We start from the raw sequence: 14,541 nt of genomic DNA, 5'->3' as shown, positions 1-14,541 counted from the left end.
CTTCTGCAAGGCCCCGCATCGCGTTATGCGGCGATCTGCCGTAAAACTCAGGCGATCTTGCCGCCGGCGCGGTTGCCGAACTTCTGACGGAACTTGTCGACGCGGCCAGCCGTGTCCATGATGCGCGTTTCGCCGGTGTAGAAGTTGTGCGATGCGGCCGAGGTATCCAGCTTCACGAGCGGGTAGCTCTTGCCGTCGATCTCGATCGTTTCCTTGGTCTGGATCGTCGAGCGGCTGATGAATTGGAAGTCGATGCCCGGGGTCATGTCCTTGAACACGACTTCGCGGTAATTCGGGTGAATGCCTTCTTTCATGATGGACCTTGAGTTAAGTCGGTAGCCAGTCTGCGCGGGCCGCCTGGCTCGCTAACGCTATCGCCGTCTTGCGACGGGAAACGCGTCGACCACTTTCCGGATTTGGAAAACGCGCATTATGCCATGAAAACAGCGATTTCCGCAAAGTTTTCATGGGGTTGCGGCAGGCCCGGGTGTCGGGGCCGCCGCCATGTCCGGGGCGGCGCCGACCTGAGCGGCGGGATCTTGCAGGAAGTAGCGGGAAAATAGCGTGTACAGGGCCGGGTATTCGCGTTGGAAGGCCTCGGGCGCTACGAAGAATGCTTCGGCGCACACCGCGAAGAATTCCGACTCGTGTTCCGTTGCATACGGATCGAGCAGCGAACTCGATGCGAAGGCATCCCAGTCGGCGTCGTGAACGTTCGCCACGTGATGGCAGAACGCCTCGTAGGCCGGGTCGAAGATGTCGCACCATGCGTCAGGCGTCAGGTCGCCATGAAAGCGCCTGAGCATCGGCGGCACGCCGTCCGCTTCGCCGGCTTCCATGTCGATCTTGTGCACGAACTCATGGATCACGACGTTGTACGCCAGCACGTCGCTTGCCTGAACATCCTGCCAGGACAGCACCACAGGCCCGCCTTCCCACGCCTCGCCGCTCGCTTCCTGCTCGACATCGTGCACCACGCCGGCGTCGTCCTGCACCGTCTTGCGGATCAGAAACTCGCCCGGATAGAGCACGATGCCGGTCCATCCGCGATATAAGGCGGGCGGCAGATGGAGGATCGGCAGGCATGCCTGCGCGGCGACCGAGACGCACATCGCGTCTGTCAGCGGTAAATCGTGCGCGGTGGAGAAGTGCTTGCTGGCCAGAAAGTCGGTGGCCAGCGCGCGAAGCTTTTCGAGGTCGGCAGGGATGCGTCGCGAGAGGAACGGCAAGGTGCTGACGACTTCGTGCCAGACGTCGTCGTCGATCGCAGTGGCCTTTCGTGCGAGTCCGAGGCTCGCGAGCAGGATATTTAGCATGGCGTACGGCGCCGGCGTGGGCGCTGCGGCAAAGGGTTCGTGCATTGCCCTGCGATGATCCGCGATGCGAAGGCAATGGCCTGAAGATTCTAATTTAGCTGCTTCTGGAGCGCCGCAAACGTTGCGCCACAAAGCGCCACGATGGCAATGAAGTGAAAACCGTCGAGGAACGAGAGAAACGAGGCCTGCCGCTGGATCATTTGGGCGATCTGCGCGAGCGCGGCGCCGCGCGCCTGCGACGTGGCGATGCCCGCGTGAGCCAGGGCGTCGGCGAGCGTGTCCAGCGTCTGCACGAAGACCGGGTTGAATGGGTTGGCGACTTCGGTCAGCCGGGTGCGGTGCAGAGCTTCACGGTGCTGTTCGAATGCCACGATCGTCGAAACGGCGAACGAGCCCGAGAGTTGACGAAGAATGTTCTTTAGCCGGTAGCCGTGCACGAAGCTCTCGTGGTCAAACGCGCGGAACGTGAGATTCGCCACGGGCAACACGGTAAAGATGCCGAAAACAGCCTTGAGCGCCAGCACGCCGTAAAGCTGCGACTGGCCCGCGTCCGGCGGCATGGCGCCGAGCCAGACGCTGGTGGCGATCGTCATCAGAAAACCGCTCACGATAAGAAGCTTCTTGTTCGTGATGAACTTGGCGACGCGAAAGTACGCGATCAGCAGAATGACCGTGAGCAATGCCGAATAGCCCAGCAATTGCCCGGTTCGCTCGACGGTAAAGCCGAGGCCTTGCTCCAGCAGGCGCGGCATCAGATAGCTCTGCGTATTCGCCAGATAGTAGTAGGCCGCGTAAAGGACCAGACCGACCTGGAACTCGCGTCGACGCAACGATTGAAGGCGAATGAACGGCGCGGGGTGCTGCCATTGGTGGTAGCCGAACCAGACCAGCGCGCCGACCCCGACGACGGTCAGTAACGGCAGTAGCGGGGTTTGCAGCCAGAGTGTGTAGCGCGTCTCCTGAAGCACCACCTGAAAAGCGCCCATGGCGAGGGCGAACGCCATGAATGGCGCGAACGGGTAGCTGCCGCCCGAGACGCGATCCCGCAGCCGACCGATGTCGGGTACCGAGAACCAGGCGAGCCCGGCGAGCAGCACGGCGGGCGGCGCGGTACACAGAAACAGCGTGCGCCATGTGTACCCGGACACCAGCAGGCTCCCGATGAGCGGTGCGGCGGCGGAGCCGGTGAACAGCAACAGTGCGAACGTCTGAATCGTTTTGCCGCGCCGCTCCGCAGGCATGCTGACTTGCGCGAGAATGCGGCACGAGCTCATCCAGCTGCCGGCGCAAAAACCTTGAAACGCTCGCGCGATCACAAGTTGAGCCACGCTTTCGCTGGCGCCCGCGAGGATGGCGCCGCAGGCGTACAGCAGCAGCGATGCCGTCAGGTAGCGGCGGTAGCCGATGCGCTCGACGAACCACTGCTGTTTGAGAATGGCAAGCACCGAGGCGATGCCGTAGGCCGTCGTCATCCAGACGAATTCTTTCGGCGAGGCGTCCACGCCGCCCGAGATGTAGACGGCGAAGTAGACGATCAGCGCATTTTCGAAGAACTCGAGACCGGGGATCAGGCCGAGGGCGTAGCGATAGGCCTCCACGCGCATCGGCCGCAGCGGGTCGGTACCGCCGGCGCTACCGGACGCCTGCGCAGGTGGCGCAGCGGCGGCATCGAGCGGCGGGGCGGGGCGTGTCATGAGCGCGACGAGATCGGTGGCGGAGAGGGCTTAGCGTGACGACGACGGCTTGCGCGCTTTCGCCGCGCGCTCGGCCAGGAGTTCGTCGGCGGGCACGCCGCGAAGCCGTTGCTCGATGTACTGGAGGTCGTGTTCGATCTGGGCTTCGAGTTTTTCCGCGTCGCGCAACTCGCGTCGCACCTGCGCGGTGCGCGCCCGCAATGTGCCGAGTTGCGATGTCAATGCCTCGCGCACCACCTGGAGGTCCTCTTCGTTCATGCGCGATTTGCCGGCTTCGACCATTCGGCGCGGACGCTTGAGCATTTCCGTGATCGCCGCGATCGAGAAGCCGAGCGAGCGCATGCGGAGAATGCGGCCGAACGTGGCCAGATCGGCTTGCGTGTACATGCGGTAATGTCCGCCGCTTCGGGCTGGCACGACGAGGGCCAGTTCCTCGTAATACTTGAGCGTGCGGGCCGTCACCCCAAGCGCCGCGGCCGCCTGACCGACCGTCAGCAACGCAGTGTCGTCCGGCGAAGCCTCGTCGGAGGGCGTAAATAACGTGGATGAGGCGGGCGAGAGATCTGCGGGCATGGACATGCCTCCGGCCAAGTGATGGACGGATGTTAGCACAACCCATACGTGAACGTATAGGTTTGGGTGGTATGACGACCTTCAGAGATAATCGGCCCGACACGCGCCGACGTGATGGTGTCGGTGCATGCCGGGCCGAAGGCCGAGCGATCGAAGTGTGGAGGCGGGAACGTCAGCGCGGCGTCAGGTTCGGCGCGGTTTCCCAGCGAATGGCGCGCACCCCTGCGGTGTCGCCCAAGGTGGAGACGAGGTGCACGAGCGCGGCACGACGGCTGCGGTCGCAGCGCAGCACGTAATCGAGTTCGAGCAGGTAGCCGCCCGAACGGTCCGTGCGGGTCGCCATTTCGGGCGAGATCCTTTGGTTGCGCAGCGCATCGCGGACCGTTGCGTCGATGGTGTCGGCTCGCGATGCCAGCGTCAGCACCACCAGTCGGTATTGCGGCGAGTGGGCCGAGCGCGAGTCGCCCGCCGCAGACGTGGCCGGATTCGAGGCTGCGGCATTCGGCGCCAGACGGGCGCGGGCGCGATCGAACAACGAAGGGATAAGCATTTGCAGCGTCATGGTGTCCTCCTGAATCAAGGGCCTGAGACGTCGGATGCCGGGGCTTGGCAACGCATCGCGACGACGCTCCTGAGCGGCCCATGCACCCCGGGGGGCGCAAGGACGTTGCACGAGATGTCGTGATGCGATAAGTGATTCGACGCAAGCGTCGGCAGGCTTTCGGTGTTGACGCGATCGACGGTGACATGTCGGACGCGAAACGACGCCTTGAGCGTGCCTTGTTCCGGATGCGGACGAGCCGATCCGTCAAACAAACGCTGAACGGCGGGGTAGGTGCGGAAAACAGATCGTGGATTGCGAGGTCGTATCGCGAGGGGGCGTGATGACCCAATCGCGAGACCTCCGCCGGAAAACGCCGATGACGCTGAAGTCGTCGGTGAACTGGCGCGATCGATGCACTACCGCTGCGGCATGGGTTCCGGCAGCGGCAGTCGGAGACGACTGCGGGTTACCGGGCCAACGCCTCGCCGGTCATTGCCGACGCTTGCGTGCTACTAGAGCAACTGCCCACGGAAAACTCCGTCGTAATTGGAAAGCAGTCATTCTAGGGGTTCGATGCGCGTCTGTAAAGAAAACCGCATGATTTCGCGGCGTTTTGTCGCGAAATTGACGACATTTCTCCGAATTTTGGCGATTTCTTGATGCTAAACCTCCGCTTGGATGATCGCCACCCCCCCGAGTCATCCGTATCACGCGTAACGCATCGACAGGCCGAGGGTTCAGTCCGGCAGGACCTTGCCGGGGTTCATCAGTCCGAGCGGGTCGAGAGCGGTTTTCAGCGCGCGCATCAGAGCGAGTTCCACGGGCGACTTGTAATGCGCCGAGGCCTCGCGTTTGAATTGCCCTAGCCCATGCTCCGCGCTGATGGTGCCGCGATGTGTATGCACGCTGTCGTGCACGGCATCGGTCACGGGCGACTGATATTGCTCGAGGAAGACAGCGGGATCGACGCCTTCGGGCGCCATGACGTTGTAGTGCAGATTGCCGTCGCCGAGATGCCCGAACGTCACCATGCGCGCGCCGGGGGCGATGCGCTGCACGATCGGATCCGTGGCCGCAATGAACGCGGGCACCTGCGAGACCGGCACGGCGATATCGTGCTTGATGTTGAGACCGGTGGCCGATTGCGCGAGCGGAATGCTCTCGCGCAAATGCCAAAGAGCGTTCGACTGGGCAAGGCTGCTGGCGACAATGGCGTCGCGCACGATGCCCTGATCGACGGCGGTGTTCAACACGCGCTCCAGCAGCTCGCGTGCGTGCGTCTCGCTTTCGTTGTCGGAAAGCTCCAGCAGTACGGCCTGCGCATACGGTTGAGAGAACGGGTAGCGTTGCTGCGCGAAGACCTGCGCCACCAGCTTGAGGCAGAAGTCGGACATCAACTCGAAGCCCGTGAGCAGCGGCCCGGCCATGCGCTGGGCGAGGTTCAGCAGCGCGAGGGCGTCGGCCGGGCTGTCGAGCGCAGCGAGTGCCGTCATGCGAGCTGCCGGTTGTGCGAAGAGTTTGAGGGTTGCGGCGGTGATGAGGCCGAGCGTGCCTTCCGCGCCGATGAACAGGTCCCGCAGGTCGTAACCGGTATTGTCCTTACGCAAGCCGCGCAGTCCGTCCCACAATTCGCCTTGTGGTGTCACGACCTCCAGACCGAGACACAATTCGCGTGCATTGCCGTAACGCAGCACCGCCGTCCCGCCCGCGTTCGTGGCGAGATTGCCGCCGATGGTGCAACTGCCTTCCGCTGCGAGACTCAGCGGGAACAGTCGTTCGACCGCTGCCGCTGCTGCCTGAACGTTGGCGAGAAGGCATCCAGCCTCGGCCGTGAGCGTCATGTTGTCGGCGTCCACCTGCCGGATGCGGTCCAGGCGGCGCAGGCTGATGACGACCTGGCGCCCGCTGACATCGGGTGTTGCGCCGCCGGCGAGCCCGGTATTGCCCCCTTGGGGCACCATCGACACGCCATGGGTGACGCACAGACGCACGAGTGCGGCGACTTGAGCGGCGTCTGACGGCCGCAGCACGGCGAGCGCCTTGCCGACATAGCGCTTGCGTTGGTCGGTGAGGTAGCCGACAGTGTCGGCGGCCTCTTGCAGGACATGGTCGCGGCCCAGGAGGTCGCGGCATGCAGTGAGGAATTCGGCGTTGTTCATGGCAGGGGAGGCGTTGCCCGATGTGAGTTCGCCGCGCGCGGTATGGATGATCGACGCTTAACGATTGGCGATACTGTGACGAACGACCGGTGCACGCGCGTGACGACGACTAGCGTGCCGCCGCCGCCCGGGCTTTCGCCGCGCGTTTGAAAGGCCGCAGATAAAAGATCGTTGCGAAGAAGAACACGAGCGAGAGCGCCGTCTCGATCCACGCGAGCGATGCGGACGCCCCGGTGTCGGACATGCCGCGCACCACGCCTTCCGCCAGAAACAGCAGGATAAACATGCTCGACCACTGAAGCGTGTACAGATCGCCACGCAGCACCCCGCGCAACGGCAACAGCAGGAGCAGCGCCTTGAGCACCAGCCATGAGCCGCCGGGACGCAGCGGCGCGAGCCACAATTCCCATGCCACCGACAAGGCGATCAACGCCAGCAGACTGGCGATGCTCACCCGCCTAAGCCAGTGCGTATGGGACGCGCCCGTGGGCACGCCATTGGGCGCGTCGTGTGGCGGATGGTGCGGGAGATCGGGCGGTGTGGCAGTCATGGGCGAGTCTCGTGTGCCTGTGTCACTGCGGGGGCGGGGGCGACGCGTCGCAAAGGCTCATTCTGCCAGTTTGCCGGCCGCGCGTGCGAGTCGTGCGCCGAGCGCGGACGCCAGTTGACGTTCGTCTGCCGAGAGCGGATTGCCGTCGTGGGCGAAGTGCGTCGCGCCGTAAGGGGAGCCGCCCGTGCGGGTGCTGGACAGGGCGGGCTCCGTGTAGGGAAGGCCCATGAGCAGCATGCCGTGATGGAGCAGCGGGATCATCATCGATAGCAGCGTGCTTTCCTGGCCACCGTGCAGGCTGGCGCTGGAGGTGAAAACGCAGGCGGGTTTGCCGGCGAGCGCACCCGAGAGCCACTGGGGCGTGGTGCCGTCCAGGAAGTACTTCAGCGCCGCGGCCATGTTGCCGAACCGGGTCGGCGACCCGAGCGCCAGTCCGGCGCACTCTTCGAGATCGCGCAGTTCGACGTACGGCGGGCCGCTATCGGGAATGTCCGGTGCGCTGGCTTCGCACACCGTCGACACGGCGGGCACGGTGCGCACACGCGCTTGCGCGCCGGGCACGCTGTCGATGCCGGCAGCGATGCATTGCGCGAGTTGGGCGGTCGTGCCATGGCGGCTGTAGTACAGGACGAGAATTTCGGTCATGAAATCGAGGCGGTCGAATCGGCGTTGGCCGAATGTCGGTAGCGGGTTGACAGGGGCTTGCGGGCGATTTGCCGTGCGCTCGTCCCGTGGGGCGAGGGCTTCGGCAGAGGCGTGCCGGTCGGCCGGTATCGATCGCTTTTCGGCGTGCGCGATCCATGGCAAACCGGCTGCTACCTTGGGTTCAACGTGAAAAGCCTGCAAAAAGTGCGGTTATTATAGGGCGTTCCCAAGCGGGTGACAGCGTGGCGATATGGCTGCGTATGCCCACGTAAAGCCGCTTATGGCCCTTATGGCCGCGTGCGCCAGCGCGTCGTCGATGCACATGCGTTCCCCGACGTCCCCGCATCTTTCCGGCCTCTGACCGACGTCAACCTCTAGGAGCTTGATTTGCTCAAACTGTCCCGCATCAACTGGAATAACGTTCGCCAATTGCTGAGGTACGCGCTTGCGCGGGCACAGGACGATCGGATTCCGCAAGTGGCGGGAAGTCTGACGTTCACTTCGATCCTGTCGATCGTGCCGCTGTTTGCCGTCACGTTCGCGCTGTTCACGGCGTTTCCGATCTTTAATTCGTTTCGCGACGCCTTGCAGGGTTTCCTGCTGGAACATTTGATGCCTGAGAGCGTCAACGCGCAGATTTTCAACTATCTCAACCAGTTCGCGTCGAAGGCGAAGAGCCTGACCGCGTTCGGCCTGATCGGTTTGCTGGTGACGTCGGTCCTCACGCTGATGACGATCGAGTCGGCCTTCAATGTGATCTGGCGCGTGCCGCGTCCGCGCCCCCTGGCTCAGCGTCTGCTCATTTATTGGAGCCTGCTTACGCTTGGGCCGTTGCTGTTCGGTGTGAGTTTGTCGATCAGCTCGTATGTGTTCACGCAGTCGATGTCGCTCGTGAGCACGCTGCCGCCCGCCGTAGCTTCGCTGCTCAGTCTGATTCCGCTGGCGCTCACGAGCGTGGCGTTCATGCTGATGTACGTCTACATGCCGAATTGCAAAGTGGATTGGCGCGATGCACTGGTCGGTGGTGTGGTGGCGGCGCTCGCGTTCGATCTGACCAAACGCGGCTTCGGGATGTACATCCGTCAGTTCCCGACTTACACCGCTGTCTACGGGGCATTTGCGGCAGTGCCGATCTTTCTGTTGTGGATTTACCTGTCGTGGCTGGTGGCGCTGTTGGGCGCGACGATCACGTCGGTATTGCCGGCGCTGCGTCTCGGTCATTTTCAGTATCCGCGATTCCCGGGCAGTGACTTGCTCGACGGCCTCACGCTGATCCATCTGCTCAATCAGGACCGGGAGGCGGGGGGCAGCGGGTACACCACACAGCAGTTGGCGCGTGCCATGCGCACCAGCCTGGAACACGCGGGTGAGCTGCTCGGCAGACTCGAACGCATGGGCTGGGTGGGACGGCTCACGATGCAACCGCCTGCCGAGCGTTGGCTGTTGCTCGCCAACCCGCGCACGACAACGCTTTCACCGCTGGTCGCCCAACTCGCCCTGAACGTCGACGAGCTGGCGCGGCAGATGGAGCGTCACGCGCTTGATGGCGCTCACGTGGCGGAGATGCTGCGCGAAGGGAAATGGGACGTGCCGCTGGCCGACGCCCTGCCGCGCGATCCTTCCGATCTTTCGGGGCTTTCGTCGACAGAAGTGGATGAGGTGGACGGGGTGGGGGAGGTGAGAAAGGTGAGCAAGGTGGGAAAGGTGGCCCTGGGCGACGAGGGTGAGGTCGACCGCGAGGGGCGGCCGTATCCGTCGACACGCTAAAGCTTGATGCGCCCCACGCAGATGTCGCGGAACATGACCCAGTCGCCCATCAGGCTGTAGATCGGGTGGCGAAACGTGGCGGGCCGGTTTTTTTCGAAGAAGAAGTGGCCGATCCATGCGAAGGCGTAGCCGCACACGATGGCTGCGAGCAACCACCACGCATGACCCGTCACCGCGAATGTCACCAAAAACGCGATGACGCCCCACGAGCCTGCGAAATGCAGACGCCGGCACGTCGGATTCCGGTGTTCGCCGAGATAAAACGGGTAAAAGTCCGCAAACCGGTCAAAGGTTTGCGACGGCGCTGCGGGCTTCTGTTCCTCGTTCATGGCAAGCCTCCTGTCCCGATTGGCGAAGGTGACGCACTTAGTCTCGCATGAATCGCTTGAGGGCATCGAGCAGGGCGTCCGGTTGCTCCGTCATGATGGCGTGCCCCGCGTTCACGAGCGTTATCGTGACCGGCACGCCGGCGTCGCGCAGGGCGTCGAGCAGTGCCTGCGCCGCGCGTGGCGGCGTCATCTGGTCCCGTTGTCCCAGTACGGCGAGCACCGGGCATTTCACGCGGGCGACCACCTCCATCCCCTGATCGTACGAATTGCACGCTTCGAAATCCGTGAGAAACACCTTCGCCGGATTGCGCTGCGCCACGCGCTCCATCAAGCGCTGATTGCCTCCCCAGGTCCAGAATCCGGGCTCGGGCGCGGAAGGCTTCGCGGCGAGCGTGCTGTGCGACCAGGCGTTGACCAGCGCGATAGCCTCGGACTCGCGCTCGGCGGCGGCGTTGCGCAAGGTGTCCGAGACTTTCATCGGATACGCCGTACCGACGAGTGCGATGCGCGTGACTCGCTCGGGGTGGCGCGCTGCCGCGTCAAGCGCGATCAGCGACCCCATGCTGTGGCCGACCCACGCAGCGCTGCCGATGCCGGCGGCGTTCAGTACGTCGACCACCCGATCCGCCATCTCGCCGATCGTTCCGAGCGGTGCGCCGGTGCTTCGATGATGTCCCGGCAGATCGAGCGCAAGCACGTTCATGCCATGATTGGCGAGGTACCGGCTCTGTAAGCCCCAGACACTGTGGTCGTGCTGCGCGCCATGCACGAAGACGACCGTGGGCAGTGCCGGATGAATCGGCTTGCCCGCCGTGTAGGCATAAAGGTTGTGGCCTGCAATTTTGAAATTCATCGGGCTTGCCCCTTCGTGGACGATTTGACCGCGGCTTTCAGGCCGCGCCCGAGGTCTTGTATCAGGTCGTCGGGATCTTCCAGCCCGATGGACAGCCGCACTGTGCCCTCTCCGATACCGGCGGCGGCCAGCGCTGCGGCGTCCATGCGAAAGTGCGTCGTCGATGCCGGATGAATCACCAGCGAACGGGCGTCTCCCACGTTCGCGAGATGCGAGAACAGTTGCAATGACTCGATGAACCGTCTGCCGGCGTCACGATCGCCTTTCAGATTGAAGCTGAACACGGCACCTGCGCCTCGTGGCAGCAATCGTTTGGCAAGCGCGTAATCGGGGTGCGATGGCAATTCGGGGTAGGCCACGCTCGCGACGGCTTCGTGCCCGGCCAGAAAGTCCACCACGCGGCGTGCATTGTCCACATGCCGCGCCATGCGAAGCGGGAGGGTTTCGATACCTTGCAGCAATTGCCATGCAGCCTGCGGATGCAGACACGCGCCGAAGTCGCGTAACCCCTCGCGACGTGCGCGCAGCAGGAACGGGGCGACGGAATTCTCCTCCGCGAAAACCATGCCGTGGAAGCCATCGTAGGGCTCGGTCAGTTCGGGAAATTTGCCGCTTTTCTCGAAATCGAACGTGCCGCCGTCGATCAGCACCCCGCCGATCGTCGTGCCGTGACCGCCCAGGAATTTGGTCGCCGAGTGATAAACGAAGTCCGCGCCGTGCGCGAACGGCTGGATGAGCCATGGCGTGGTGAACGTGCTGTCAACGAGCAAGGGCACGCCGGCGTCATGGGCGATGCCGGCGATTTGCCCGATGTCGAGCACGTCCAGCCCCGGATTGCCAAGTGTTTCGCCGAAGAGCAGGCGCGTTTCAGGCCGGATGGCGGCGCGCCAGGCATTCAGATCGCCGGGGCGAACGAAGGTCGTCTCGATGCCGAAACGCCGCAGCGTGTAATGCAGCAGATTATGCGAGCCGCCATAGAGCGCGCTCGACGCCACGATATGCGAACCCGCGCCCATCAGCGTGGCGATCGCCAGATGCAGGGCGGCCTGTCCGCTTGCGGTTGCGATGGCCCCGACGCCGTTCTCCAGTGCCGCCATTCGCTCTTCGAACACCGCGTTGGTCGGATTGGAGATGCGCGAATACACATGTCCGGCGCGTTCCATGTTGAATAGCGCGGCGGCCTGATCGGCATCGGAGAAGACGAACGACGTGGTTTGGTAGATCGGAGTGGCGCGTGCTCCCGTGGTGGGGTCGGGCGCGGCCCCGGCGTGCAGGGCAAGCGTGTCGAAGTGCGGAACTGGCATGTCGGAGAGGGCCTCGCTGATGGCGTGAAGTGGGCGCTCGAGTGAAAAACGCTCACCGGGCAGACGCGTGAAGCAGACTTTACGTATACGGCAATCCTAGCACCACCGACGTGCGCTCCGGCAGCCTTTGCGGGCCGCATCAGGGAAATTGCGGTGTTGTCCGATGTCGGGGGTAAGGTGTTGTCTTATCGTCGATGCAGAATCGGCCGAAAACCCGCGCCAAGCGGTCATGTGCGCGTCTTTCGCCTTTCCTTTTCAGACGCTTTCCGATAGCATCCATCGAACAGGTTTCAATTCCAATATAACGCGGAGACAGCGGGCGTACGCGTCGGCCATCCGTCTCGCAAGCCGAAGTCCGGCGACGTTCGGTGGCAGCGCTTGCTGCGTACCGCGACGTTTTGCCCGAGCAACACAATGAGGAGTGTGTGCCATGCGTGTGTCTGACATTCTGAAAGTAAAGGGCAACACCCTTTTCACCGTGACCCCGGAAACGTCCCTGGCCGATGCCGTCGACACGATGGCGGAGCACGATATCGGTTCGCTCGTCGTCATGGAGTATGGCGACCTCGTGGGCATGCTCACATTCCGCGAAATCATCAATACCATCAGCAAGAACGGCGGCACGGTCGGCGGGTCCACGATTCGTAAGATCATGGACGACCATCCGCTCACGTGTACGCCTGAGACCGACGTGAACGAAGTGCGCCGCATGATGCTCGAGCGTCACGCTCGTTATCTGCCGGTCATGGAGAGTCGCACGCTCATGGGCGTGATTTCCTTCTACGATGTAGCGCGCGCGGTCGTCGAAGAGCAATCTTTCGAGAACCGCATGCTCAAGGCCTACATTCGCGACTGGCCGGCCGAGGAAGCGGAAAACGCAAAGTGAGTGAGGCTAGTCAGCGCGAGGCTCGCGGCGACGGCCACCAATCGCGACTGCTGAAGGAACGCCGGTTCGCGCCGTTCTTCTGGACGCAGTTCCTCGGCGCGATGAACGACAACGTGTTCAAGATCGCGTTCACGTCGCTCGTCACCTACCATGCGTCGCTGTTTCAGGACGTCGACGGCAAGACCGCGGCGTTCCTGATTTCCGCGATTTTCATTGCGCCATTTCTGCTGTTTTCGGCGACCAGCGGGCAGATTGCCGACAAGTGGGACAAGGCGCGTCTGATTCGATTCGTCAAGACGCTGGAAATCGCCATCATGGTGGTGGGCGCGGCGGGGTTCGTCTGGACGAATGCGTCGCTCCTCTACGTTTGCACCTTCCTGATGGGGCTGCATTCCACGCTGTTCGGGCCAGTCAAATACGCCTATCTGCCGCAGCATCTCGCCGATCACGAACTGGTCGGCGGTAACGGGCTCGTCGAGATGGGCACGTTCGTGGCAATTCTTCTCGGCACGATCGTCGGTGGTGAGATGGCGGGGGCCGGGGCGGGGGCGTTGCCCTGGATCGCCGGCGTGTGCATCGGCGTGGCCGTGCTGGGGCGCGTGGTCTCGACATGGGTGCCGCAAACGCCGGCTGCGCAACCGGATCTGCGTATCAACTGGAACCCGTTTACCGAGACGTGGCGCAATCTGCGAATTGCGCGTGCGGATCGAGCGGTATTTCAGAGCCTGCTCGGTATTTCCTGGCTCTGGTTCCTGGGCGCGACTTTCCTGGCCTCGTTTTTCAATTTCGCGCGTGATGTACTGGGCGCGAATCCGGATGTGGTCACGCTCCTGCTGGCCATGTTTTCGGTCGGGATCGGCCTGGGATCATTGCTGTGTGAGCGGCTCTCCGGCGGCAAAGTGGAGATTGGGCTGGTGCCGTTCGGTTCGATCGGCATGACCGTGTTCGCCGTCGATCTCTATTTCGCGAGCCGTGGCGGCTCTGCGGGCGCGGCGCTGTTGACCGTTGGCGAGTTCGTGTCGCGACCGGGCCATTGGCGCATTCTGGCTGACCTGTTCCTGCTGGCCATGTTCGGCGGTTTCTACAGCGTGCCGTTGTACGCGCTGATCCAGAGTCGCAGTCAGCCGTCGCATCGCGCGCGCATCATTGCCGCGAACAATATCCTGAATGCGCTGTTCATGGTCGTCTCCGCGCTCATGGCGATGATGCTGACCAAAGCCGGATTCACCATCGACCAGTTGTATCTGGTGACAGGCGTTCTCAACGCGTTGGTCGCCGTATATCTGTACTCGCTGCTGCCGGAATTTTTGATTCGCTTCGTCATGTGGCTGATGCTCCATACCGTCTATCGGATCGAGGTCAAAGGGGCCGATCGGATTCCCGATGCGGGGCCATGTGTACTCGTATGCAATCACGTTAGCTTCGCAGACGCGGTGGTGATCGGCGCTTCGATCCGCCGGCCGGTGCGTTTTGTGATGGATCACCGAATTTTTCGTATCCCCGTGCTGTCGTGGTTCTTCCGTACCGTCGGGGCGATTCCTATTGCGCCAGCGCATGAAGACGCGGCAGGGCTTGAGCGGGCTTACGGGAAAATCGCTGAGGCGCTCGACGCGGGAGACGTGATTTGTCTCTTTCCGGAGGGTAAGCTGACGGCCTCCGGTGATCTGCAAGTCTTCCGGCAAGGTGTGCAGCGCATTATCGAGCGCTCTCCGGTGCCGGTCGTGCCCATGGCGTTGCGCGGGCTGTGGGGCAGCTTTTTCTCCCGGCACGGTGGGGCGGCAATGACGCGTCCGTTCAAGCGAGGCATCCTGAATCGGCTGGAATTGGTGATCGGCGAACCCGTCGAACCGGCTCAGGCCACACCGGAGTCGCTACGCGATAAGGTGCTCAAGCTGCGCGGCCCCTGGCCGGTATAATAGAG

14 protein-coding genes are annotated in these 14,541 nt (G+C 63.1%); 3 read left to right on the top strand and 11 right to left on the bottom strand.

Annotated elements, in window-relative coordinates; translation table 11 throughout:
• Window positions 1-47: 47 nt before the first annotated feature.
• The 8 genes from PAN31108_RS02680 to wrbA all read right to left on the bottom strand — a co-directional run bounded on the left by PAN31108_RS02680 (window position 48) and on the right by wrbA (window position 7,481).
• A complete protein-coding gene (locus PAN31108_RS02680; protein WP_150667330.1) occupies window positions 48-314 on the bottom strand; it encodes a type B 50S ribosomal protein L31 in 267 nt (88 codons plus the stop codon).
• A 150-nt stretch (window positions 315-464) separates the two neighbouring features.
• Window positions 465-1,316 carry a M90 family metallopeptidase gene (locus PAN31108_RS02675; RefSeq protein WP_150667437.1) on the bottom strand — a complete coding sequence of 284 codons (852 nt, stop codon included), beginning with the start codon at window positions 1,314-1,316 and terminating at the stop codon, window positions 465-467.
• A gap of 89 nt (window positions 1,317-1,405) precedes the next feature.
• Window positions 1,406-3,010: an MFS transporter gene (locus PAN31108_RS02670; protein ID WP_150667329.1), complete on the bottom strand. Its 1,605-nt coding sequence runs from the start codon at window positions 3,008-3,010 to the stop codon at window positions 1,406-1,408.
• A gap of 30 nt (window positions 3,011-3,040) precedes the next feature.
• Window positions 3,041-3,583: a MerR family transcriptional regulator gene (locus PAN31108_RS02665; protein ID WP_150667328.1), complete on the bottom strand. Its 543-nt coding sequence runs from the start codon at window positions 3,581-3,583 to the stop codon at window positions 3,041-3,043.
• 172 nt (window positions 3,584-3,755) lie between these two features.
• Complete coding sequence (locus tag PAN31108_RS02660; protein ID WP_150667327.1) at window positions 3,756-4,145, bottom strand: hypothetical protein; 390 nt, start codon at window positions 4,143-4,145, stop codon at window positions 3,756-3,758.
• Window positions 4,146-4,864: 719 nt separating this feature from the next.
• Window positions 4,865-6,286 (bottom strand): FAD-binding oxidoreductase, encoded by a 1,422-nt coding sequence (locus PAN31108_RS02655; RefSeq protein WP_150667326.1) that lies wholly within the window; start codon window positions 6,284-6,286, stop codon window positions 4,865-4,867.
• Window positions 6,287-6,395: 109 nt separating this feature from the next.
• On the bottom strand, window positions 6,396-6,836 hold the full coding sequence (locus PAN31108_RS02650; protein ID WP_150667325.1) for a DUF2069 domain-containing protein: 441 nt from the start codon (window positions 6,834-6,836) through the stop codon (window positions 6,396-6,398).
• Between the two features lie 57 nt (window positions 6,837-6,893).
• The gene (wrbA, locus tag PAN31108_RS02645; protein ID WP_150667324.1) at window positions 6,894-7,481 is read right to left on the bottom strand and encodes an NAD(P)H:quinone oxidoreductase; all 588 of its coding nucleotides are present in this window, start codon (window positions 7,479-7,481) and stop codon (window positions 6,894-6,896) included.
• A 387-nt stretch (window positions 7,482-7,868) separates the two neighbouring features.
• Between wrbA and PAN31108_RS02640 the strand changes: the two genes are divergently transcribed.
• Window positions 7,869-9,248 carry a YihY family inner membrane protein gene (locus PAN31108_RS02640; protein ID WP_246183730.1) on the top strand — a complete coding sequence of 460 codons (1,380 nt, stop codon included), beginning with the start codon at window positions 7,869-7,871 and terminating at the stop codon, window positions 9,246-9,248.
• On the opposite strand, the gene PAN31108_RS02635 is transcribed toward PAN31108_RS02640, so the two are convergent.
• From PAN31108_RS02635 to PAN31108_RS02625, 3 genes are read right to left on the bottom strand one after another with little or no spacing between them, the layout of a single operon-like run.
• Window positions 9,245-9,577 carry an Mpo1-like protein gene (locus PAN31108_RS02635; protein WP_150667323.1) on the bottom strand — a complete coding sequence of 111 codons (333 nt, stop codon included), beginning with the start codon at window positions 9,575-9,577 and terminating at the stop codon, window positions 9,245-9,247. The genes PAN31108_RS02640 and PAN31108_RS02635 overlap by 4 nt on opposite strands.
• A gap of 37 nt (window positions 9,578-9,614) precedes the next feature.
• On the bottom strand, window positions 9,615-10,430 hold the full coding sequence (locus PAN31108_RS02630; protein WP_150667322.1) for an alpha/beta fold hydrolase: 816 nt from the start codon (window positions 10,428-10,430) through the stop codon (window positions 9,615-9,617).
• Window positions 10,427-11,734, bottom strand: coding sequence for an O-acetylhomoserine aminocarboxypropyltransferase (locus PAN31108_RS02625; protein ID WP_150667321.1), 1,308 nt, complete (start codon window positions 11,732-11,734; stop codon window positions 10,427-10,429). Before PAN31108_RS02625 ends, PAN31108_RS02630 begins: the two co-directional genes overlap by 4 nt.
• Before the next feature lie 430 nt (window positions 11,735-12,164).
• On the opposite strand from PAN31108_RS02625, the gene PAN31108_RS02620 reads away from it, so the two are divergent.
• Both PAN31108_RS02620 and PAN31108_RS02615 read left to right on the top strand, forming a co-directional pair.
• Window positions 12,165-12,620 (top strand): CBS domain-containing protein, encoded by a 456-nt coding sequence (locus PAN31108_RS02620; RefSeq protein ID WP_039397675.1) that lies wholly within the window; start codon window positions 12,165-12,167, stop codon window positions 12,618-12,620.
• Window positions 12,617-14,536, top strand: a complete 1,920-nt coding sequence (locus PAN31108_RS02615) for an MFS transporter (protein ID WP_150667320.1) — start codon at window positions 12,617-12,619, stop codon at window positions 14,534-14,536. The genes PAN31108_RS02620 and PAN31108_RS02615 overlap by 4 nt, the downstream gene beginning before the upstream one ends.
• Window positions 14,537-14,541 lie beyond the last annotated feature (5 nt).

Origin of the sequence: Pandoraea anhela, assembly GCF_902459655.1 — a bacterium.
GTDB classification, from domain to species: domain Bacteria; phylum Pseudomonadota; class Gammaproteobacteria; order Burkholderiales; family Burkholderiaceae; genus Pandoraea; species Pandoraea anhela.
Note: the sequence above shows the minus strand (reverse complement) of the source record. Positions and strands in the feature narration are given on the sequence as shown.

Coding starts and splice junctions, on each gene's coding strand:
- PAN31108_RS02655 (WP_150667326.1), bottom strand. CDS start 6,286: ATGAACAACGCCGAATTCCTCACTGCATGCCGCGACCTCCTGGGCCGC.
- PAN31108_RS02670 (WP_150667329.1), bottom strand. CDS start 3,010: ATGACACGCCCCGCCCCGCCGCTCGATGCCGCCGCTGCGCCACCTGCG.
- PAN31108_RS02630 (WP_150667322.1), bottom strand. CDS start 10,430: ATGAATTTCAAAATTGCAGGCCACAACCTTTATGCCTACACGGCGGGC.
- PAN31108_RS02675 (WP_150667437.1), bottom strand. CDS start 1,316: ATGCTAAATATCCTGCTCGCGAGCCTCGGACTCGCACGAAAGGCCACT.
- PAN31108_RS02625 (WP_150667321.1), bottom strand. CDS start 11,734: ATGCCAGTTCCGCACTTCGACACGCTTGCCCTGCACGCCGGGGCCGCG.
- PAN31108_RS02665 (WP_150667328.1), bottom strand. CDS start 3,583: ATGCCCGCAGATCTCTCGCCCGCCTCATCCACGTTATTTACGCCCTCC.
- PAN31108_RS02620 (WP_039397675.1), top strand. CDS start 12,165: ATGCGTGTGTCTGACATTCTGAAAGTAAAGGGCAACACCCTTTTCACC.
- PAN31108_RS02680 (WP_150667330.1), bottom strand. CDS start 314: ATGAAAGAAGGCATTCACCCGAATTACCGCGAAGTCGTGTTCAAGGAC.
- PAN31108_RS02635 (WP_150667323.1), bottom strand. CDS start 9,577: ATGAACGAGGAACAGAAGCCCGCAGCGCCGTCGCAAACCTTTGACCGG.
- PAN31108_RS02650 (WP_150667325.1), bottom strand. CDS start 6,836: ATGACTGCCACACCGCCCGATCTCCCGCACCATCCGCCACACGACGCG.
- wrbA (WP_150667324.1), bottom strand. CDS start 7,481: ATGACCGAAATTCTCGTCCTGTACTACAGCCGCCATGGCACGACCGCC.
- PAN31108_RS02660 (WP_150667327.1), bottom strand. CDS start 4,145: ATGACGCTGCAAATGCTTATCCCTTCGTTGTTCGATCGCGCCCGCGCC.